The sequence below is a fragment of the Allobosea sp. LjRoot9 genome (genome assembly GCF_964252745.1).
Taxonomy (GTDB): domain Bacteria; phylum Pseudomonadota; class Alphaproteobacteria; order Rhizobiales; family Beijerinckiaceae; genus Allobosea.
The window spans coordinates 1,227,487-1,247,911 of sequence record NZ_CAXUPC020000001.1; the positions used below are offsets into that span (position 1 = coordinate 1,227,487).

The 20,425-nt window shown below is 65.6% G+C and carries 21 protein-coding genes; 11 read left to right on the plus strand and 10 right to left on the minus strand.

Annotated features, from left to right (window positions below):
* Positions 1-80: 80 nt before the first annotated feature.
* On the minus strand, positions 81-1,550 hold the full coding sequence (locus ACSQ3P_RS05815) for an NAD(P)H-hydrate dehydratase (RefSeq protein ID WP_436165170.1): 1,470 nt from the start codon (positions 1,548-1,550) through the stop codon (positions 81-83).
* Positions 1,551-1,909: 359 nt separating this feature from the next.
* Here ACSQ3P_RS05815 and ACSQ3P_RS05820 point away from each other — a divergent pair, with 359 nt between their 5' ends.
* From ACSQ3P_RS05820 to ACSQ3P_RS05835, 4 genes are all read left to right on the plus strand, one after another.
* A complete protein-coding gene (locus ACSQ3P_RS05820; protein ID WP_066620066.1) occupies positions 1,910-2,248 on the plus strand; it encodes a P-II family nitrogen regulator in 339 nt (112 codons plus the stop codon).
* Positions 2,249-2,345: 97 nt separating this feature from the next.
* Positions 2,346-3,755, plus strand: a complete 1,410-nt coding sequence (gene glnA, locus ACSQ3P_RS05825; RefSeq protein ID WP_310153620.1) for a type I glutamate--ammonia ligase — start codon at positions 2,346-2,348, stop codon at positions 3,753-3,755.
* Positions 3,756-3,941: 186 nt separating this feature from the next.
* On the plus strand, positions 3,942-4,436 hold the full coding sequence (locus ACSQ3P_RS05830; RefSeq protein WP_436164637.1) for a winged helix-turn-helix transcriptional regulator: 495 nt from the start codon (positions 3,942-3,944) through the stop codon (positions 4,434-4,436).
* The gene (locus ACSQ3P_RS05835; protein WP_436164638.1) at positions 4,433-5,821 is read left to right on the plus strand and encodes an MATE family efflux transporter; all 1,389 of its coding nucleotides are present in this window, start codon (positions 4,433-4,435) and stop codon (positions 5,819-5,821) included. The genes ACSQ3P_RS05830 and ACSQ3P_RS05835 overlap by 4 nt, the downstream gene beginning before the upstream one ends.
* A gap of 2 nt (positions 5,822-5,823) precedes the next feature.
* Here the strand turns inward: ACSQ3P_RS05835 and ACSQ3P_RS05840 are convergent, their stop codons facing one another.
* Entirely contained in the window at positions 5,824-7,056 is a 1,233-nt protein-coding gene (locus ACSQ3P_RS05840; RefSeq protein ID WP_436164639.1) for a glycosyltransferase family 4 protein, read from the minus strand.
* Positions 7,057-7,271: 215 nt separating this feature from the next.
* Positions 7,272-7,472, minus strand: coding sequence for a hypothetical protein (locus ACSQ3P_RS05845; RefSeq protein ID WP_436164640.1), 201 nt, complete (start codon positions 7,470-7,472; stop codon positions 7,272-7,274).
* 293 nt (positions 7,473-7,765) lie between these two features.
* On the opposite strand from ACSQ3P_RS05845, the gene parE reads away from it, so the two are divergent.
* From parE to ACSQ3P_RS05860, 3 genes are all read left to right on the plus strand, one after another.
* Entirely contained in the window at positions 7,766-9,874 is a 2,109-nt protein-coding gene (parE, locus tag ACSQ3P_RS05850) for a DNA topoisomerase IV subunit B (protein WP_436164641.1), read from the plus strand.
* A 195-nt stretch (positions 9,875-10,069) separates the two neighbouring features.
* Positions 10,070-11,008, plus strand: coding sequence for a LysR family transcriptional regulator (locus tag ACSQ3P_RS05855; RefSeq protein ID WP_436164642.1), 939 nt, complete (start codon positions 10,070-10,072; stop codon positions 11,006-11,008).
* A 241-nt stretch (positions 11,009-11,249) separates the two neighbouring features.
* Positions 11,250-11,510, plus strand: a complete 261-nt coding sequence (locus tag ACSQ3P_RS05860; protein ID WP_436164643.1) for a hypothetical protein — start codon at positions 11,250-11,252, stop codon at positions 11,508-11,510.
* 106 nt (positions 11,511-11,616) lie between these two features.
* Here ACSQ3P_RS05860 and ACSQ3P_RS05865 read toward each other — a convergent pair whose 3' ends face one another.
* Complete coding sequence (locus ACSQ3P_RS05865) at positions 11,617-12,315, minus strand: alpha/beta fold hydrolase (protein ID WP_436164644.1); 699 nt, start codon at positions 12,313-12,315, stop codon at positions 11,617-11,619.
* A 225-nt stretch (positions 12,316-12,540) separates the two neighbouring features.
* On the opposite strand from ACSQ3P_RS05865, the gene ACSQ3P_RS05870 reads away from it, so the two are divergent.
* Together ACSQ3P_RS05870 and ACSQ3P_RS05875 are read left to right on the plus strand one after the other, a co-directional pair.
* Positions 12,541-14,106 carry a DEAD/DEAH box helicase gene (locus ACSQ3P_RS05870; protein ID WP_436164645.1) on the plus strand — a complete coding sequence of 522 codons (1,566 nt, stop codon included), beginning with the start codon at positions 12,541-12,543 and terminating at the stop codon, positions 14,104-14,106.
* A gap of 196 nt (positions 14,107-14,302) precedes the next feature.
* A complete protein-coding gene (locus ACSQ3P_RS05875) occupies positions 14,303-15,361 on the plus strand; it encodes a GGDEF domain-containing protein (RefSeq protein WP_436164646.1) in 1,059 nt (352 codons plus the stop codon).
* Here ACSQ3P_RS05875 and ACSQ3P_RS05880 read toward each other — a convergent pair.
* Together ACSQ3P_RS05880 and ACSQ3P_RS05885 are read right to left on the minus strand one after the other, a co-directional pair.
* Complete coding sequence (locus ACSQ3P_RS05880; protein WP_436164647.1) at positions 15,321-15,680, minus strand: TfoX/Sxy family protein; 360 nt, start codon at positions 15,678-15,680, stop codon at positions 15,321-15,323. The two genes, ACSQ3P_RS05875 and ACSQ3P_RS05880, sit on opposite strands and share 41 nt — an antisense overlap.
* Positions 15,681-15,690: 10 nt before the next feature.
* On the minus strand, positions 15,691-16,086 hold the full coding sequence (locus ACSQ3P_RS05885) for a HesB/IscA family protein (protein WP_436164648.1): 396 nt from the start codon (positions 16,084-16,086) through the stop codon (positions 15,691-15,693).
* Positions 16,087-16,270: 184 nt separating this feature from the next.
* On the opposite strand from ACSQ3P_RS05885, the gene ACSQ3P_RS05890 reads away from it, so the two are divergent.
* Positions 16,271-17,344: a malate/lactate/ureidoglycolate dehydrogenase gene (locus ACSQ3P_RS05890; protein ID WP_436164649.1), complete on the plus strand. Its 1,074-nt coding sequence runs from the start codon at positions 16,271-16,273 to the stop codon at positions 17,342-17,344.
* A gap of 19 nt (positions 17,345-17,363) precedes the next feature.
* Complete coding sequence (locus ACSQ3P_RS05895; RefSeq protein WP_436164650.1) at positions 17,364-17,726, plus strand: MmcQ/YjbR family DNA-binding protein; 363 nt, start codon at positions 17,364-17,366, stop codon at positions 17,724-17,726.
* A gap of 43 nt (positions 17,727-17,769) precedes the next feature.
* On the opposite strand, the gene ACSQ3P_RS05900 is transcribed toward ACSQ3P_RS05895, so the two are convergent.
* The 4 genes from ACSQ3P_RS05900 to ACSQ3P_RS05915 form a co-directional block, all read right to left on the minus strand.
* Positions 17,770-18,657, minus strand: coding sequence for a PhzF family phenazine biosynthesis protein (locus tag ACSQ3P_RS05900; protein WP_436164651.1), 888 nt, complete (start codon positions 18,655-18,657; stop codon positions 17,770-17,772).
* Between the two features lie 89 nt (positions 18,658-18,746).
* Complete coding sequence (locus tag ACSQ3P_RS05905; protein WP_436164652.1) at positions 18,747-19,076, minus strand: hypothetical protein; 330 nt, start codon at positions 19,074-19,076, stop codon at positions 18,747-18,749.
* A 45-nt stretch (positions 19,077-19,121) separates the two neighbouring features.
* Positions 19,122-20,009: a protein-L-isoaspartate O-methyltransferase family protein gene (locus ACSQ3P_RS05910; RefSeq protein WP_436164653.1), complete on the minus strand. Its 888-nt coding sequence runs from the start codon at positions 20,007-20,009 to the stop codon at positions 19,122-19,124.
* Positions 20,010-20,034: 25 nt separating this feature from the next.
* Complete coding sequence (locus tag ACSQ3P_RS05915) at positions 20,035-20,415, minus strand: SUF system Fe-S cluster assembly protein (protein WP_436164654.1); 381 nt, start codon at positions 20,413-20,415, stop codon at positions 20,035-20,037.
* Positions 20,416-20,425: the final 10 nt, after the last annotated feature.

Genomic DNA, 20,425 nt, shown 5'->3' on the forward strand with positions numbered 1-20,425 from the left:
TTCTATCCTGCCTGATGGTCAGGAAATAGCTGATCAGGCCCACCTTCCTCGGAGGGTGGGCCTGAAGGCTTGAAGCCCCTTCAGGCATCATCATCCGCCAAGGCGGGCGCGACGAGAGGCGGGATCGCTTCCGGCAGATCGTCGGCGATCAGGCCCGGACCGAGCGTCTCGCCAGCCTTGCCATGCAGCCAGACTGCGGCACAGGCCGCCTCGAAGGCCGGCATTCCCTGCGCCAGCAATCCGGCGATGAGGCCACCGAGTACATCGCCCGCCCCTGCCGTCGCCAGCGCCCAGGACCCGGTCGCATTGACCGCCGTCCTGCCATCGGGGTCGGCGATCACGGTATCGGGCCCCTTCAGCACGACGACTGCGCCCGAGGCGGCAGCGGCCAGCCTCGCCCGTTCCAGCTTTGACGCCTGCGTGACGATTCGCTCGTTGTCGCCGAACAAGCGCGCGAACTCGCCTTCATGCGGCGTCAGCACACAAGGCTTAGCCCGGCGGCGCAGCCATCGCGGCCGCGAGGCGAGCAGCGTCAACGCATCGGCATCGAACACCGCCGGAATGTCGGCGCGCAATACTGCCATCACGGCAGCCCTCGCCTCGGCATCGAGCCCCAGAGCCGGCCCGATCAGGACGACGCCAAGACGCTCGTCATCGAGCTGGGCCTGAAGCGCGGCCTCCGTCGGGATCGGCCTCTGCATCAAGGCGTCGGGCCCGCGCGCGGCATGAGCCGCCAAGGCTTCGGGACGGCAAGCAACCGTGACGAGACCCGCGCCGATGCGGAGCGCCGCCCGTGCGCCGAGCCGTGGCGCGCCGACCCCGGAAAGTCCGCCAGCCACGACGAGGACGGCGCCGCGGCGGTATTTATGGGTATCGCGTCGATGCCTCGGCCAGAGTTCGCGCCACAAGGCGGGGCCATTGCGAAACATGGCAGGGCGCAATCCGCCCGCGCCGAAGACGGTCTCCGGACTCAGGCCGATCTGGGCGAGCGTGACGACCCCGCACAGCCCACGCCCGGGCTCGAGCAAATGGCCGGGCTTCAGCCGAAAGAAGGTCACGGTCTCGTCGGCCTGCACGACCGCCCCCTCGGCCCGGCCGCTATCGCCTGACAGCCCGCTCGGCACATCGACAGCGATCACAGGCCTGTCCGCTGCATTGATCGCTGCGACGAGCCCGGCAACATCGCCGGCCAGGAGCCGGTTGAGCCCTGCGCCGTAGAGCGCGTCGACGATCAAAGCGTGATCGCGCGGCTCGATGGCCGCGATCGGCTCGATCGCCCCGGTCCAGCGCACCACCATGGCGGCGGAATCGCCCGTCAAGGCCGAACGCTCGCCGGCCAGCGCGACGGTGACACCAAAGCCGCGCTCGCGCAGCAAGCGCGCCGCGACGAAGCCGTCGCCGCCATTGTTTCCCGGGCCGCAGAGCACGAGCACGCCGTCGCCTGGGCGAGCGCGCCGGCTGACCGCATCGGCGACCGCTCGCCCTGCCCGCTCCATCAGCGCGAGCCCCGGCGTGCCGGCCGCGATCGTCGCGCGATCGGCCGCAGCCATATCGGCCACGCTCAGCAGCACCAGCCCGGTTTTGTCAGCTCTATCCACGAAGGCATCATCCAGAAGCCGCTCATGTCCGGCAAGCACGGAGTGACACAAAGGTGATTGCTCTTAAATTAATCAAATGATCAATTTATGTGCTATTTTGTGCCCTATCATCAGGCGTCGGGAGGCTTTCTTCCACGTGGCGGGGGGCATACGCCGATGCTATGAGCAAGAAGAGCGGGTGTTTCGCTCGCCTGACGAGACGCTGGGGCCGTGACTGACGGAGCCTTTGCTGTTTTCGGCGGCGAGCAGGCGGTTCGCAAGCCTGGAGGGAAGTCCAGGTCTCATCACGCGCGAGGGAGGCCGGTCGGCGCATGAAGAAGATCGAGGCGATCATCAAGCCGTTCAAATTGGACGAGGTGAAAGAGGCGCTTCAGGAGGTCGGCCTGCAGGGCATCACCGTTTTGGAGGCCAAGGGCTTCGGGCGCCAGAAGGGCCATACCGAGCTCTATCGCGGCGCCGAGTACGTCGTCGATTTTCTTCCCAAGGTGAAGATCGAGATCGTGCTCGCCGACGAGATGGTCGAGGCCGCCATCGAGGCCATCAAGAAGGCGGCCCAGACGGGCCGCATCGGCGATGGCAAGATTTTTGTATCGACGGTGGAGGGGGCGATCCGCATCCGCACCGGAGAGACCGGCGCGGACGCGATCTAAGGGCTTCAATCCCAACCCGAAGGTTCTGCGTCCCGGTGGTCTGGACACACCGCGGATCAGTCAATGTTGAGAAACTGCTTTCAAGAGGAATGCTGAGATGAAGAGCGCCAAGGATGTCCTCAAGGCGATCAAGGACAACGACGTCAAGTATGTCGACTTCCGCTTCACTGACCCGCGCGGCAAGTGGCAGCATGTGACGTTCGACATCACGATGATCGATGAGGACATCTTCGCCGAGGGCACGATGTTCGACGGGTCCTCGATCGCTGGCTGGAAGGCCATCAACGAGTCCGACATGCTGCTGATGCCGGATCCGACGACGGCCGTCATGGACCCGTTCTTCTCCGCCGCGACCATGGTCATCACCTGCGACGTGCTCGAGCCCGCCACCGGCGAGCCCTATAACCGCGACCCGCGCGGCATCGCCAAGAAGGCCGAGGCCTATCTGAAGTCGACCGGTATCGGCGACACCATCTATGTCGGCCCCGAGGCCGAGTTCTTCGTCTTCGACGACGTCAAGATCTCCGCCGACCCGTACAACACGGGCTTCAAGCTCGACAACGTCGAATTGCCGATCAACGGCATGACCGACTATGAAGGCGGCAATCTCGGCCACCGCATCGCCACCAAGGGCGGTTACTTCCCCGTCCCGCCGCAGGATTCGGCGCAGGACATGCGCGGCGAAATGCTGGCGGCCATGGCGGCCATGGGCGCCAAGGTCGAGAAGCATCACCACGAGGTCGCCTCGGCCCAGCACGAGCTCGGCCTGAAGTTCGACACCCTGACCCACATGGCCGACACCATGCAGGTGTATAAGTACGCGATCCACAACGTCGCGCAGAGCTACGGCAAGACCGCGACCTTCATGCCGAAGCCGATCTATGGCGACAATGGCTCGGGCATGCACGTCCACCAGTCGATCTGGAAGGGCGGCAAGCCCATCATGGCCGGCAACAAATACGCCGACCTGTCGCAGGAGTGCCTCTGGTACATTGGCGGCATCATCAAGCACGCCAAGGCGCTGAACGCCTTCACCAACCCCTCGACCAACTCCTACAAGCGTCTCGTTCCGGGCTATGAGGCCCCGGTTCTGCTCGCCTACTCGGCGCGCAACCGCTCTGCCTCCTGCCGTATTCCGTGGACGACCTCGCCCAAGGCCAAGCGCGTCGAGGTTCGTTTCCCCGATCCGATGGCGAACCCCTATCTCGCCTTTGCCGCGATGCTGATGGCCGGTCTTGACGGCATCATCAACAAGATCGATCCGGGCCCGGCGATGGACAAGGACCTCTACGACCTGCCGCCGCGCGAGTTGAAGAAGATCCCGACCGTCTGCGGTTCGCTGCGTGAAGCGCTCGATTGCCTGAAGAAGGACAACGCCTTCCTCAAGGCAGGCGGCGTCTTCAACGACGACTTCATCGAAAGCTATATCGAGCTCAAGATGCAGGATGTGATGCGCTTCGAGATGACGCCGCACCCGGTCGAGTTCGCGATGTACTACTCCTACTGAGCCATCGGGCTCAGGCGGAATCACGCTTCCTCCCGACCGCGCGTCTTGCGGTCCACCTGCGAAACCGGGGCAGAAATGCCCCGGTTTTTTTGTGCCTGGACGCAAGGGAGCCAGTTGCAACTTGCATAATGAAAGCCGGCGCAAACTAGCTATCATGATGCAAGTCACTGAACGGGAGTCATCTGGATGCGACGCAAGGATTTCGGCGCGATGGCCTGCCCGGTCGCGCGCAGCCTGGAGCGCGTCGGGGAATGGTGGAGCATCCTGATCCTGAGGGACGCCCTCGCCGGCATCACGCGCTTCGACGGCTTCCAGGCCAGCCTCGGCATCGCGCCGAACATGCTGACGCTGCGGCTCAATGGTCTCATCGAGAGCGGCTTGCTGGAAAGGCGCCCCTATAGCGACCGTCCGAAGCGCTTCGACTACCTGCTGACCGAGCGAGGACGTGATTTCCGCCCCGTGCTGCAAGCGCTGCTGACCTGGGGCAACCGTCATTTCGCGCCGGAAGGTGCGAGCGTCATCATTCTGAACGGCGAAACCGGAACTGCGGCCGAGCCGATCCTGGTTGATCGCGTCAGCGGCCGGCCGCTCTCGGACCCGGTCTTCCGTAATGCGCCCGGTCCCGCCGCGACGGCAGCAATCAAGCAGCGTTACGCCGCCACGGCGGAGTCGAGCGCATGAGCGCCGTTCACGCTCCGACGACCGCCATGCCGCCGGCCCATAGCGCGCGCACCTTGCGGCTGCTCCAGGATCCGGTCCTGCCGATGCTGCTGCGCATGGCCTGGCCCAATATCCTGATCATGCTGGCGCAATCGGCAACGGGGCTGATCGAGACCTGGTGGATCTCCCGCCTCGGGACCGACGCGCTTGCCGGCATGGCGCTGGTCTTTCCTCCGGTCATGCTGATGCAGATGATCTCCGCCGGCGCGATGGGGGGCGGTATCTCGTCTGCTGTGGCGCGCGCACTCGGTGCCGGTCGCCGCATCGAGGCTGACGCCGTCGTTCTGCATGCGATCCTGATCAATCTCGCGCTCGGCCTGTTCTTCTCGGTCGTGATGCTCGCCTTCGGCCGGCCGATCTACCAGGCGCTCGGTGGCACGGGAGGCGAACTCGAGGCGGCGCTAGCCTATTCCGACGTGGTCTTTGCCGGCACCGCCCTCCTCTGGATCATGAATGGGCTCGCCAGCATCATCCGTGGCACCGGCAACATGCTGGTTCCGGCGCTGGTGATCTGCGTCGGTGTCGCGCTGCTGGTGCCTCTCTCGCCACTGCTGATCTTCGGCTATGGGCCGGTTCCCGCGCTCGGCATCGCCGGCGGCGGGGCTGCGCTGGTGCTTTTTTATCTCGGCGGCGCGCTTGTGCTGGGCTGGTACATCCTGTCCGGCCGCAATGTTGTGCGCTTCGCCTGGATTCGTCTGCGCTGGGCGATCTTCGCCGACATCTTGCGCATCGGCGCCGTCGGCTCCATCACCTCGCTCTTCACAAACGTCACCATCGCGCTGTCGACGGCGATGGTCGCGGCTCATGCCGGGGTCGATGCGGTGGCAGGCTTCGGCACCGGGGCGCGGCTGGAATATCTCCTGATCCCGCTCGTCTTCGGCCTCGGCGCGCCGCTGGTCGCACTCGTCGGTACCAATATCGGCGCCGACCAGCCCGGGCGGGCGATGCGGGTTGCGATGATCGGCGGCGGCATCGCCTTCGCCATGACCGAGGCGATCGGACTGGCGGCGGCGCTCTGGCCCGCCGCCTGGCTCGGCCTGTTCACGACGGCTCCGGGCGCGATCGAGACGGGCAGCCAGTATCTGCGCTATGTCGGCCCGACCTACGGCTTCTTCGGGTTGGGTCTCGCTCTCTATTTCGCTTCGCAGGGCGCTGGCCGGTTGTTGTGGCCCGTGACGGCGGGCTTCGTCCGCTTCGCCATCGCGCTCGGCGGCGGCTGGCTCGTGCTGCGCCTGAGCGGTTCGCTTCAGGCGCTGTTTGCAGCGCTGGGCCTGGCGCTCGTGGTCTACGGCATGATGCTGTTGGCCGCGGTCCGGTCGGGAGCCTGGTTCCGCAAACCGGGCTGACCTCAGGCCGAAACGGTTCGTAGCACCTCACCCGTGATGGCGCCGCGATAGGCGTCGATCGTGCGCGTCACATGGCGCTCGGTCGTCAGCGGGTCGGCCCAATAGCGGCGATAGGCAGCCTGCCCCATCGCGGCTGCCACGGCATCGTCTTTCATTCGGTCGAGCGCCGCTGCCAGCCCTTCGATATCGCCACCATCGACCAGAACCCCATCCTCGCCATCGACGATCCAGCTCGCCGGTCCCGTGGTGCGCGCAAGCACGACGGGTACGCCAAGCGAGCGCGCTTCGGCGATCACCAAAGGCCCCGGCTCGTACCAGAGCGAAGGCAGAACGAGGCAGCGCGCCTGCCCGATCTCGTCGAAGACGCGCTCGGCTGGAACCCAGCCACGAATCTCGGCGTCAGGATTGATCCGCCCGATCTCCTCCGCTAGCGGCCCCTCGCCGACGAAACGCACCGGCATGCCGGCGATTAGCGCTGCGCGCGCCAGTATGTCGCCAGCCTTCTCCTGCGTGAAACGCCCGAGAAACAGCGCATGCCGGTTGCTCGCAACGTCCGCTGGCGGGCGCTTTTCGGCTTCCATCATGTTCTCGACCACGACATGGCGCGCGGTCTTGGGCAGGAACGGCTCGGCGAAGCGGCGAGCGAAATCGCTGACATGGATGAAGAGCGGCGCCTTGAGACTGCGCATCGCCTCGTCCGAACGCCATTGCCGGGCGACGCGCACCAGCTTGTGGACGTAAGAGGCACGGTCGCAATTGCTGGCGATGCAGCTGACCGACATCGGCTCTCGCATACAGGGCGCGCCAGCCTTGAAGTCGAAATAGCCACCGACGGGGCAAAACGAGAAATAGTCGTGCATGGTGATTGCGACCGGCAGCCCGCTTTCACCTGCCGCCGCAATCGCGGCCGGGCTGAAGGCTTTGGTCCATTGATGCAGATGCACCAGCGTCCCGGCCGGCTGGCGCGACAGCAGCGCGCTCAGGAAGGCATGGGCCGGCGCATTCCAGATGCCCTGGCGCGCGGCGGCAAGCTTGCTGCCGACCTTCCAGATCTCCTCGCCTCGGAACATTTCGACCTGGATGCGGGGATGATCGAGCCGGTCGGAGACGGGGCCGATGGCGCAGGCGAAGACGATCTCGACGCCCGCCTCGGCCAGCCCCCGCGCGCTCTCGATCGCGACCTTGGCGGCACCGCCATTGACCGAACCGAAATCGCTGATGATCACGCTGCGCATGCCGACACCCCCGCGACCTTCGCCCGAATGATCCTTGGGAGAAGCGAACCCCGCCGGCACGACGATGCGTCGAAACGAAAAGCCTGAAGGCTTCCCGAAACCTAGGGATCGGAGAGCACCCTACGCAGCGAAAGGTTGATATTTCGTCGGAGGAAGCCGGGCGCGTCGTTTCAGCGCCAAGGATGTCAGCGCCAAGGATGTCAGCGCCAAGGATGTCAGCGCAAGAGGATCGCCGCGAAACCGGCGGCCGCCGCGAGCGCGGCAAGCAGCCAGACAAGATGCGAGGTCTGCGGCGCCTGGGAGGAGAAGCTGGGAAGCGGGCCGAGATCCTCGTGGCCGAAAGCCTCGCCGGCCATGCGGGCCGCCCGTTCGAGACCCGCAACCCTGATGCTTGGCACAGACTGACGCAACGTCACGATAACCTCCCCTATCCGGAACCCTATCGCCTCGCGGCGATCCGCATAGCCCCGGTAGCCATTTGATGATCCTCGCTCCGGTGTGGTTAACGCAGGCTGAACGGGTCCGGTTCCAAGCTCATTTACCGAGTCCCGTGACAAGTGCGCGACACTCTGTCCACAGCGTCACATCGTATGATGCGCCCTGTCGCATTTTTCCTCAAACCATTTGCGCCTATAGGCAGTGTCGCAGCGCGGTTTGTATCCGCCTGCGCTATCATTCGCAGTTGCGAATCAGGGAATCGACCACGGCCATGACGGAGAACGGCGATCTTTTCGGCGGGGATGGCGACCGGCAGCCACCGGCGCAGCCAAAGCCGGAGCCGCGCGCCGTGGCTTCCGCACCTGCCACTCCCGCCAATCCTGCCACTCCCGCAAAGCCCTCTCCGGCCTCGGCGCCGCCACGCAATGGTACCTTGTCCGAAGCCGGCTATGACGCTTCGGCGATCGAGGTGCTCGAAGGGCTGGAGCCTGTGCGGCGCCGGCCCGGCATGTATATCGGCGGCACGGATGAGCGCGCCCTGCACCACCTCTTTGCCGAGGTGATCGACAACGCCATGGACGAAGCCGTGGCGGGGCACGCCAGCTTCATCGATGTCGAGGTGCTGGACGACGGCTCGATCGCCGTGACTGATAACGGCCGCGGCATTCCCGTCGACCCGCATCCGAAATTCCCGGGCAAATCGGCGCTCGAAGTCATCATGACGACGCTGCATGCCGGCGGAAAATTCGACTCCAAGGCCTATGAGACCTCTGGCGGCCTGCACGGCGTCGGTGTCTCCGTGGTCAATGCGCTGTCCGATCGGCTCGAGGTCGAGGTCGCGCGCGGCAAGACGCTCTACCGCCAGCACTTCTCGCGCGGCTTGCCGCAGGGTCCATTGGAGACGGTCGGTCCGGTCGCCAACCGGCGCGGCACGCGCGTGCGCTTCCACCCCGATGCGCAGATTTTTGGCGAGGGTGCGCATTTCGTGCCCGCGCGCCTGTTCCGCATGGCCCGCTCCAAGGCCTATCTCTTCGGCGGCGTCGAGATCCGCTGGCGCTGCGCACCCTCGCTGTTGCAGCCAGAAGGCGATGTCGCGCCGGAAGCCGTCTTTCGCTTCCCCGGCGGCTTGCGCGACTATCTTGGCCGCGAGATCGAGGGCAAGGACCTCGTCGCCGAGCCGATCTTCTCGGGCAAGATCACCAGGGATGGCGGCCATGGCTCGCTCGAATGGGCGATCGCCTGGCTCGCAACCGGCGAGGACGGCTTCTCCTCCTCCTATTGCAACACGATCCCGACGCCGGAAGGCGGCACGCATGAGCAGGGCCTGCGCGTCGCGTTGCTGCGCGGTCTGCGCGACCATGCCGAGCGCATCGGCCAGTCCAAGCGCATGGCCCAGGTCACGTCCGACGACGTGATGGCGACCTGCGCCGCCATGCTTTCGGTCTTCATTCGCGAGCCGGAGTTCCAGGGCCAGACCAAAGACAAGCTGGCGACGCTGGAGGCTGCCCGCATCGTCGAGAACGCGGTGCGCGACGCCTTCGACCATTGGCTCGCCGCTGCGCCGCAGCAGGCCTTGCGCCTGCTCGACTGGTCGGTCGACCGGGCCGAGGAGCGCCTTCGCCGCCGCCTCGAAAAGGAAGTCTCGCGCAAGACCGCGACCCGCAAGCTGCGCCTGCCCGGCAAGCTTGCGGATTGTTCGAGCGCGGGCGCCGCCGGCTCGGAGCTCTTCATCGTCGAGGGCGATTCCGCCGGCGGCTCGGCCAAGCAAGCGCGCAACCGTGCGACGCAGGCCATTCTGCCGTTGCGAGGCAAGATCCTGAACGTCGCCAATGCCACTCGCGAAAAGCTCAACGCCAACCAGCAGCTCGCCGATCTGATCCTGGCTCTGGGCTGCGGCATCGGCCTCCAGTTCCGCGAGGATGATCTGCGCTATGAGAAGGTCATCGTGATGACCGACGCCGACGTCGACGGCGCCCATATCGCCTCGCTGCTGGTGACCTTCTTCTGGCGGCAGATGCCGCGCCTGATCGAGAAGGGGCATCTCTATCTCGCCGTGCCACCGCTCTACCGGCTCCAGCATGGCGGCAAGTCGGTCTATGCTCGCAACGACGCCCATAAGGACGAGCTGATCGAGAGCATCTTCAAGGGCAAGAGGCCGGAGATCAGCCGCTTCAAGGGCCTGGGCGAAATGATGCCGGCCCAGCTCAAGGAAACCACCATGGACCCGGCCAAGCGCATCCTGCTCAAGGTCATGGTCGAGCACGAGGCCCGCGACGAGACCTCGGAGACTGTCGAGCGCTTGATGGGCAACAAGCCGGAAGCCCGCTTCATCTTCATCCAGGAGCGCGCGGCCTTCGCCGGCGAGCTGATCGACCTGTGAGGCGTCTGGCCTGGCAAGCATGGCCAGGCCATTGGCACCCCGTCGTTTTTGGAGGCCTGCCCGTCACGGTTACGGGGCTGCCAAGACGGATCGGAGCCGGCACCCTGCCGGCATGTCGAACAAGCCCTCCCGCGATCCCCGTCACGTCTTTGCGAGCCATGTCGCTCGCTCCCCGCAAGCCTGGCCAGTGACCGCATGGGGCAGCCTCCTCCCTCTCAAGCTCGACGCCACAGCGATCTGGTTTCCCCCGGCTGGGACGACATCGGAATCTTCCACACCATCGCCACAAGCGGGGCGCTGGCCGTGGCGGCGGCGCAACTCGGACTGAGCGACGCTACAGTCGCTCGGAGGCTGAAGGCTTTCGAGGCAAGGCTCGGGCTGCAACTGTTCCGGCGCGCCGCCAATCGCCTGATCCTGACCGGGCTCGGCCAGGCCCTGGCGCAGGATGCAAGCGAGGTCGCCGCCGCTGCCGAGCGTTTCGCCAGTCGGGCGCGGGCAGCGCGGGCCTCGGATAGCGCGCCGGTCAGGATCACCGCCACGACCTCGATCAGCCTGTTCCTGACCATGCATGCGACGACGATCTCCGCCGCCGCCGGAGGGATCGAAATCGTCATCATCAGCACCCGCGACAAGCTCGACCTTGCGCGGGGCGATGCCGACATCGCGTTGCGCATGAGCAAGGTGCCGGAACAGCAAGGCTATTTTGCCCAGAAAATCGGGCGGCTGGTGCAGGCGCTCTACGTCCGGCGGGATATCGACCCTGCGACGGCGCCGATCATCTCGGTCAGCCGGGACGTGTCGTCGCGGATCGAGGAGCACATCCTCGAATGGGCTGCGGGCCGCCCTGTTGCGGCGCGCGTCGGCGATTCAGCGGCGCGCTATGAAAGCGTCCGTTCGGCCGGCGCGGTCTCCATGGTCCCTTGTTTCATGGGCGATGCCGATGAAACTCTCATCCGGCTGCAGCCGCCGCCGGACAGGACGGCCGACGAGATATTCCTGGTCTCGCATGAGGTCTCGCGGCAGCGGCCTGCCGTCCTCGCCGTGTTGGGCGCTTTGCGGGAGCTGTTTCGCAACAACCGCGCCAGACTTAATGGCCAGCCTGCTCCGGACCTCGACAGCGCGCGGCTTCCATAGAGCAGGATGCGAAAAAGTGGGAACCGGTTTTTCGCCTTGATCCTGCTCTCACTCTTAGATGAGAGACGGATTCAGACTTCAGATGGGACCACGTTATGATCCCATCTGAAGTCATCCGGCTCTAACGATTTCATAAATAACGCCGGATCGCGGCAAGGATTTGCTAACCGTCTTTTTACCGCTGATGGCGCAAGGTCATGGCGAGGGGTGCCTTGGCGCTCGAATGGGCGGAGCAGGCCAGATGCGGCTGATCGAACTCTTCTGGAAGAACGACCGCGGCACTATGGTCGCCGACGTCGCCAAGGCCGCGGCCGTGATCGGCTTCCTGTCGATTGTCGCGGTGAATTTCGTCTCGAGCCAGACCGCCAAGCTCGACACCGAACGGCTGACGCAGGTCGCCTCCGCCGCTTCGAAAGGCAAGCCGGTCGATCCGATGATCACGGGCTCGCTTCAAAAGACGGCGAACCAGACCCGTCTCGACCCTTGCGTGGTCCCGCGCTGAGCCTTTGGAACAATTTCCGATCTGATTGGATCGTTAAATTGCCATAGGCCTTTGTTTTGACGCGTTTTCTTCACGCGGGCCTGTGTCCGGTTCGCGTGAAAGCGCTTTAGCCCAGCCAGGCCAGCAGCTCGCCGGTTACGGCATCCGGCGCCTCAAGCGTCGAAAGGTGACCGCAGCCCGGCACCACCACCAGCCTGGCATTGGCGCCGATCCCGGCCGCGATCTCCTGGGCCTCGCTCGGTGGCGTGATCAAATCCTCCTCGCCGACCAATGCGAGCGTCGGCACGCCAATCGCCGCCAGTCCGAGACGCGAGTCGGGCCGCGTCATGATCGCGCGCTGCTGCCGGATAAAACCTTGCGCGCCGACCTCGTCCGCCATCCGCCTGACGAGCAACCGCAAAGGCTCGTCGACAAGGCGCGCCGGCGCGACCAAGCGCTGCCAGAGCAAGGTCGTGACATTGTCGAAGGCCCCTTTCTGCGCCAGGGCGATCATCTGTTCGCGCGGTGTGTTCGTCTCCGCCGTCGCCGGCTTGGCGCTGGTGTCGAGAAGCGCCAAGCGCGTGACGCGCCCCGGCGCCTGCCGCATCACTTCGAAAGCGATATAACCGCCCATGGACAGGCCGCAGAGCGCGAAGCGCGGCGGGGCCGCAGCGAGCAGCCGTCGCGCGATGGCGCCCAGAGTTTCGTCCTGCGCATGCTCGGCAACGAGGATCGGCCTGCCGCCGGCGGCCAGAGCCGGCCATTGCGGGGCATAGAGAGAGGCGTCGCAGCTCAGCCCCGGGATCAGAACAAGCGGTTCCTGCATGGCGTCGATCATATCCGTGATGGCCTCGTTCCAAATTCAAAGCGCGATGTCGACCCAAAGCCGTGTCGCATTTATGGACATCGCTCTCTAGTTTATTGACTTCGCCGCACTTTTTCTGCATTGCACGGAAGTCCGAAGGCGCGCTGGAAAGAGATGTCGCGCCACCGTCGCGGTTGATAGGTCATCCCGCCTCGAGTAACCGACCCTGAAGAAGCGCAACATTCGATGTCATTTGCCGAACTCGGCCTGAGTGAAAAGGTTCTGACCGCGGTCACGACTGCAGGCTACACCACGCCGACCCCGATCCAAGCCCAGGCCATCCCCCACGTCCTCGCCCGCCGCGACGTTCTCGGCATCGCCCAGACCGGCACGGGCAAGACTGCGGCCTTCACCCTGCCGATGCTGACCATTCTGGAAACCGGCCGTGCCCGGGCCCGGATGCCGCGCACCCTGATCCTGGAACCGACGCGCGAGCTCGCCGCCCAGGTCGAGGAGAACTTCTCCCGCTACGGCGTCAACCAGAAGCTCTCCGTCGCGCTGCTGATCGGCGGCGTCTCCTTCGGCGACCAGGACGCCAAGATCACCCGCGGCGTCGACGTGCTGATTGCGACGCCCGGCCGCCTGCTCGATCATGTCGAGCGCGGCAAGCTGCTGCTCACTGGCGTCGAGCTCCTCGTCATCGACGAGGCCGACCGTATGCTCGACATGGGGTTCATCCCCGACATCGAACGGGTCTGCAAGCTCGTTCCCTTCACGCGGCAGACCTTGTTCTTCACCGCGACGATGCCGCCCGAGATCACGCGCATCAGCGAGCAGTTCCTGCACAATCCAGTGCGCATCGAGGCCTCGCGTCCTGCAACCGCGGCCACCACGATCACGCAACGCCTGATCGCCTCGAACGGGCAGGATTTCGAGAAGCGCGAAACTCTGCGCAAGCTGATCAAGGAAGCCAAGGATCTGCAGAACGCGATCGTGTTCTGCAACCGCAAGCGCGATGTAGCAACGCTGCATAAATCCTTGCAGAAGCACGGTTTCCCGGCCGTCTCTCTCCATGGCGACATGGACCAGTACGCCCGCATGGCGGCGCTGGAATCCTTCCGCATCGGCGAGAACCCGATCCTGGTCGCCAGCGACGTCGCCGCCCGCGGGCTCGACATTCCCGCGGTCAGCCATGTCTTCAACTATGACGTACCGACCCATGCCGAGGATTACGTCCACCGCATCGGCCGCACCGGCCGCGCCGGCCGCGAGGGTGCCTCCTTCACCATCGTGACGCGCCATGACGAAAAGCTCGTCACGGCGATCGAGAAGCTGATGGGTCAGCCAATCGCCTGGGAAGGCGGCGGTGTCGATACCTTGCCGCCCGGCGCTCCGCGCGAGGAGCGCCATGGTGGTCGTGGCGGACGTGGCGATGATCGCCGCCCAGTGCGCGGCGGTGGCCGTGGCCGCCCCGAGCGTGGCCCCCGCGCCGAGCCCGAGACGACGCCGCGCCCGATCCGGGTGGAACGCCCCGCCTCCGACGACGAGGCAGCGCCGCGCCGCCGCCGTCCCGAGGCTGACGGGCCAACGAAGACCAAGATCCGTGGCGAGAGCCCCGCTCCTCAGGCTGCCAAGCCGGAGCGAGCATCGGAATCGCGTTCAGCCAAGCCGGAGCGCGGTCCCGAGCCGCGCGCCGCCAGGCCTGAGCGCACCGCCGAGCCGCGTCGGCGCGACGACGATGATGGTCCGAAGGTCAAGGGGCTCGGCGATCATGTGCCGGCCTTCCTGATGCGTCCCGTCAAGGTCGGCTGAATTCTAGGATCTGACCTTAGGTCATAACCTCGCATTAACTCAGAGGCGTCATGTTTCCTGAATGGCTGCCGCTAGCGCAGTGGCCATGAACGGGCGCATGCCGCCGTTGTGACGGACAGGATGTCCCGCTTCGATGTGTAATCGAGGCTGTCATGGTCGAAAGCCATGAACCGGCTTCATGTCCGGGCTATCGGCAATGAGCGACCACGCGCAGATTTCGGCACAATCCTGTGATCTGGCCGATCAGGTCGTCGCGGCGATGCGCGAGCACGGTTCCCCGGGGTATCCGCGCGCTTTCGAGGTCTGGTACGCCCATCTCAGCGGCGAGATGCCGGCCGTGAGCATGGCGATGAACGCGATCCTCGCTGGCAGCGAGGGCAAGGTCGGCGTCGCCGATATCGACAATCTCTATGATCGCTTCATCGGCAATGACCGGCTTGCCAAACAGGCAGAGCGCACGAGCCTCCAGGTCCTGAGCGAGATCGACGGGCTGATGTCGCTGGTCGACAAGACGCTGGTGTCCAGCGAGCGCTATCATGGCCGCCTCTCCGCCATGTCCGAGGACGTGCCGCCGGCGGCGGACCGGCAGAGGCTGCGCGAATGGGTCGAGGCGCTCGTGCTGTCGACACGCGAGGAGGTCACCCGCAAGACCCAGCTCGAAGCCCAGCTCCGCAACAGCTCCAACGAGATCCGTAATCTCCGTGAGGCGCTGGAGATGACCCGCGCCGAGGCTCTGACCGATCCGCTGACCGGCCTCGCCAACCGCCGCCATTTCGAGGAAATGCTGCAGAAATCGATCGATCAGGCGACTTTGCGCCGCGAGCCCTTTGCGCTGGTCATGGCCGATATCGACTATTTCAAGAAGTTCAACGACGCCCATGGCCATCTCACCGGCGACCAGGTGTTGCGCCTCGTCGCCCGCACCATGAAGGACAAGTTCAAGGAAAAAGCGGTGATCACCCGCTTCGGCGGCGAGGAATTCGCGATCATCCTGCCGGAGTCCGATCTTGTCGCCGGCAAATTCGGCGCCGAGACCGTGCGCCAGGCCCTGCTGACGCGCGAATTGGTGAAGCGCTCGACCAACGAGAATCTTGGCCGCATCACCATCTCGCTCGGCGTTGCAGGCTATCGTCGCGGCGACACCGCCGGCTCGCTGGTCGACCGCGCCGACCAGGCCCTGATGCAGGCCAAGCGCGACGGCCGCAACCGCACGGTCACGGAAGAGGCGGTCGAAGCCTTGAGCCGCGTGGCTTGAGGCGGGAAGCCTTCTGCCGCGCCGCCTCGCGCGCCAGATCTGTCCAGATTCTCAACGTATCGGGATCATCCAGCGCGGTATCCGGCAGGCTCCAATAGCCGAGCGCGCGCTCCCGGCTGCGCGCTTCATAGGTAAAAGGCCGGCAGCCGGCGGCAACGAAGCGCTCCAGCGTCGCGGGTGAGGTTTTGAGATAGATGTCGCCCTTGAAGACCAGAGCGAAGATCATCTCGCCATCATAGACGCCGAGACCGCCGAACAGCCTGCGCACCCGTACCGGCAGAATACCCGCAAAGAGTTCGCGGATGCCTTCGGCATCCATCGCGGCGGGCTCAGTGCGCCGCGAGCGCGCTCTCGGCGCGCGGCTTGATCTCGACCGATTCGCCGCAGCCGCAGGCCGAGACCTGGTTCGGGTTGTTGAATACGAAGGTCGAGGAGAAGCGATCGGTCTTGAAGTCGAGTTCAGTGCCGAGCAGGAACAGCACGGCCTTGGCGTCGACGATCACGGTCGCATCCTTTTCGGAGACGATCTCGTCGCCCTTGGCCGTCTCGCGCGCCACCTCGAAGGTGTACTCCATGCCGGCACAGCCGCCCTTCTTGACGCCGACCCGCAAGCCGAGCGCCGGAGCGTCGGGATTGTCGAGCGCCGATTGCGCCATGATCTCGCGAATGCGCGAGGCGGCGGCGTCTGTCAGCGAAACGACCTTCAGGCCGGGAATCGAAAACATCAGAGTGTCCCTCCTCGATCAGGTTCAAGGCCTGATGAAGCAAGATTGCAATCCACAACATAAGGATTGGTGAGCGCAACGTCGAGATGCCGGAGTGCACGGCCGTCCTTTCACTGCGCGCATTGCGTGGAGCGCTCGCTCATGCACTGTGACCGCCTCGAAAAAGGGACGAAGACGACAGACGATGACCTACCGCACGCACCGCCCCGAAGCGCTCCGCGCCCTCGTTCGCGATATGGTCACCAAGGCCGGCTGGACGGAAGCGGAGGCGCGCGAGACCGCCGACCATCTCGTCCTCGCCAATCTGAGCGGCCATGACAGCCATGGCGTCGGCATGATTCCGCTCTATTTCCAGTCGCTGGCCGACGGCAATCTGAAGCCGCAATCCAGGCCCCATGTCCGGCTCGACGCCGCTCCCTTCCTGATCGTCGATGCGCAGGTCGCGCTCGGCCAGCCTGCCGCCCGCAACGCAGTCGAGCAGGCCGGCGCCATGGCGAAGGCCGGCGGTGTCGCGATCCTGAACCTGCTCGATTCCCACCATATCGGCCGCATCGGCCATTATGCCGAGATCGCCGCCGAGGCTGGATTGATCTCGCTGTTCTGGGTCAACGTCGCCGGGCGCGCACCGATCGTCGCCCCCTTCGCGGCCAAGGAAGCGCGCTTCGGCACCAACCCGCACGCAATCGGCATTCCGGTGCCGGAGAGCGATCCGATCATCCTCGATTTTGCCACCAGCCGCATGGCCCATGGCAAGGCCCGCGTCGCGCTGAACAAGGGCGTCCCGGTGCCGCCGGGCTACATCATCGACGGCGAGGGCCGGCCGACCACCGACCCCAAGCACGTCTTCCAGCACGCCATCCCGGATCTGCCGCTGGGCGCGCTCCTGCCTTTCGGCGACCATAAGGGTGCAGGCCTCTCACTGATCGCGGAACTGCTCTCGGCCGGGTTGATGGGCGCCGCCCGCATCGACGAGAAGCCGCAGAAGAGCTGGATCATCAACTCGCTCTTCGGCGTGCTGATCGACCCTGCCCGGCTGGAGCCGGACGCCTCGCTCCGCAAGAGCCGGATCGGGAGCTATCTCGCTTTCGTGCGTGCTGCCAAACCACAGGACGAGGCCAATCCCGTCCTCGCACCAGGCGACAAGGAGCGTGCGACGCGGATCGAACGGGCCGAGGCCGGCATTCCGCTCGACGACGAGACCTGGTCGCAGATTGGCGCGGCGGCTAAGCGCTTCGGCATCGACGCCGAGAGCTACTGAACGGGGCGGCGCACCGACGATGACGCTCGCCGAATATGACGCCTTCTGCGCCACCCTCCCCGCCACGAGCCATGTCGTGCAATGGGGCGACGCCCATGTCTGGAAGGTCGGCGGCAAGGTCTTCGCCATCGCCAGGGAGAGCGCGGACGAGGCCTTCGCCGTGACCTTCAAATGCTCTTGGGCGAGCTACGACATCCTGAAGGAGCAGCCGGGCCTGCGGCCTGCCCCCTATCTCGCCTCACGCGGCATGAGCTGGATCCAGCGTCAGACGGATGAGGGCATGCCCGATGAGGTCTTGCTGGACTATCTGCGCGAGAGCCACCGGCTGATCGCCAACAAGCTGAGCAAACGCGTCCGCGCGGAGCTGGGCCTCAAGGCTTGAACCCCGCGGTATCCCGCCGCGATTCCGGACCAAACGAGACCCCTTAGAGCAGCGCTTCGCCACGCAGCACCGGCACGCAGGAACCGCCGACCGTGGCGCGGATACCGTCGGGCGCGCGCCAGGCCTTGAGCTTGAGCAGGCTCGGCCGCCCCATCTCGACGCCCTGCGTCAGCGTGAACTCCGCCATCTCGCCGCCCTGAAGGGATAGGAGGAGCGCGGCTGTGGTGGCGCTGGCGCTGCCGGTGGCGGGATCTTCCCAGGTATCGCTGAGCGGCGCAAACATCCGCGCCCGGATCGCGGCGCCGTCGCGGGCATAGATGAACAGTGAGAGCCGGCCCTCGAGCGCGGGCGTGGCTTCCCGCAAGGCGCGGAAGGCCGCGATGTCGGGCTGCGCCTTCGACAATGCCTCCGCCGCGACCTCGGCAAGGACGAAGTACACGCCGACCGAAGCGTGGACAGGGCGATGGTTGGCGACCACGATATCGGCGGGCTGGAGACCGGCACAAGCCGCGATGCCCGCAACCGGCAGCTCGATCCCCGTGGAGAGAGCCTGAGGCGCGGCGATGGTGGCGCCCTGGACCTCGCCTTGCGCATTGCTGGCGACCCTGACCTCGACCAGTCCAGCCAGCTCCTCGAAGCGCAGTACGCCGTCCCTATCGCGGCCATGGCGGGCCAGGACAAAGGCCGTGCCGACATTGGGATGGCCGGCGAACGGCATCTCATGCTTGCGCGTGAAGATGCGCACGCGGGCGTCGTTGGCCGCATCGCTCGGCGGCAGGACGAAGGTCGTCTCGCTATAGTTCATCTCCGCCGCAAGCGACTGCATCTCGGCGTCCGAGAGACCGCGCGCATCGGTGAAGACGGCGAGCTGGTTCCCGCCGAAACGGGTCTCGGTGAAGACGTCGACGGTCTCATAGGCGTATTTGCGCATGGCTGGCTCCGGCGGGGGCAGGATCACGCCCCGGCTTCAGATGCCATCGTTTCGTGGCTCGCAGAAATGAACAAAGCGAATGCCATCGATCAGAGCAGGAAATGGAGCCCGAAACCGAGAATGATGAAGCCGGTCGCGACGATCTGCGCCACGAAAAGCGGCTTCAACCGGAAGCTCTGTTCCGCCTGCAAGCCGGCGCGCTCCGCGCGAGACATGTGCTGCCGGGTCTTGAACTGCTCGGCGAGCCCGCTGCTCGGCCCGTCGCGCTCAAGGTCCATACGCACCGCGATGAAGCCGATAACCAGGCCCAGAACACCGAGACCGAAGAACCCGACAAGGCGCAAGGCTGCATAGACCACGCCAAGCAGCAGCGCCGCCAGGATCGGAAAAACGACGTAATCCCACTTCGTCATGCGCATGACCGCATCATGCGCGTGCAGCGGGAGAGCGTCCAGCGCCCCTATCTACCCAGCCTCGTCATAGCTCAGACACCAGCCCTCGCCGCGCAGCCAACAGCGTTCGACAGGCGTGTCTTCGCCTCGGCCTAGGCTGCGCACCGATGTCGCACCATCGCTCTCGAATGCCGCCGCCAGCGCCGCCCGCTCCCCTTCCGAACCCGCGAGCAACCCCTCGGCGCTCACGAAGGAGGGCTCGCCCAGCCAGGACGCGGTGAACCTGCCCGCACGGCGTTCGACCAGGAAGCTTGCTCCCTGCAATGCACGTCGACTGCGCTTTCCGCCCCAGCCAGCAGGCAAGCCAAGCGGAAAGATCAGCCGGCCGTCCTGCGCGAGCTGGTCGAGCCAAGCTTCGGCCGGCCGCACGACGGCGAAATTGACATAGATGCAATCGGCGGGCTCGCGCGGCCATTCAGCCCCGTCGCCTTGAACGACGGTGACGTGCTTCATATCAGCCAGGTTCTCTGCAGCCCGCTCGGCAAGCGCGGGGGCGAACTCGACGGCAACGACATGGCCGCGGGGGCCGACAAGCCGAGCCAGAATTGCGCTGTAGTAGCCGGTTCCTGCCCCGATATGGACGACGCGCTCGCCCTCGCGCGGATTGAGCGCATTCAGCCAGAGCGCGTGCAGCGAGGGGCTGCCATTGTTGATGCCACGCTCCGGCGCGAGGGCGATCAGCACATCCTGATAGAGAACAGTGGGGTCATCGGAAGCGAGGGCAGCATAGCGCCTGCGGCCTTGCGAAAGCTGCCACGGCGGCTCTCCGACAAAACGCTCGCGCGGAGTCGTAGCGAAAGCGTCTTCCAAGCTCTGATTGCCGGCAACGCCGGTACGGGCCAGAATCTGCCGCGCATAGGCCCGTCTAACGACCGCCAACTGCTCTTCATTGAAGCGCATGCCGAGCGGCCCTCGAAACCCGTGCTCACCACATATCGAGCGCGACTCTCGCCTCGTCGGACATGCGTGACTGGTCCCAGGGCGGATCGAAGGTCATGTTGACGGTCACACCCGAGACGCCCGGCACGGCGCTGACGGCGTTCTCGACCCAGCCCGGCATCTCGCCGGCGACGGGGCAGCCCGGCGCGGTCAGCGTCATGTCGATCGCGACCTGGCGATCATCGGCGATATCGACGCGATAGATCAGGCCGAGTTCGTAGATGTCGGACGGGATTTCGGGATCGTAGACCGTCTTCAGCGCGGCGACGATGTCGTCGGTGAGCCGATCGATCTCCTCGGGCGGCAGACCGGAGCTCGCGCCCACGGTCGGCGCATTCGGCTTCAGTTCCTCGGCGGTATCGGTCATCGCTCATTCC